General features: G+C 45.3%; 1 protein-coding gene. It reads left to right on the top strand.

Annotation, left to right across the window (positions count from 1 at the left end):
- Window positions 1-78 precede the first annotated feature (78 nt).
- Window positions 79-287 (top strand): LysR family transcriptional regulator (locus tag SB679_RS23795; protein WP_410704724.1); only part of this gene is annotated, 209 nt, incomplete at its 3' end.

Here is a 287-nt window from a genome sequence, read left to right as displayed (position 1 = left end):
TCCTCTTACGATCTATGTTCATCAGCTGATATGTTTATTGTAATGGAGATCTGAATTTCCGTATAATGATTGTTAGAGATGTTTCACATCACAAAAAGTGATAGCAAAGAGGGAGAGATGACAATGGAGAGCGGAGATTTGCGGATTTTTCAGATGGTGGCCCGTGAAGGTTCGATTACAAAGGCGGCTGCGCGTCTCGGCTATGTGCAGTCAAATGTGACGGCCAGAATCCGCCAGCTGGAAGAAGATCTGAAAACCGAGTTGTTTTTCCGCCATAACCGCGGGAT

The organism is Chryseobacterium sp. SIMBA_029 (genome assembly GCF_046535275.1).
Lineage (GTDB): Bacteria > Bacteroidota > Bacteroidia > Flavobacteriales > Weeksellaceae > Chryseobacterium.
This window is presented reverse-complemented; position numbering and strand designations above follow the sequence as displayed.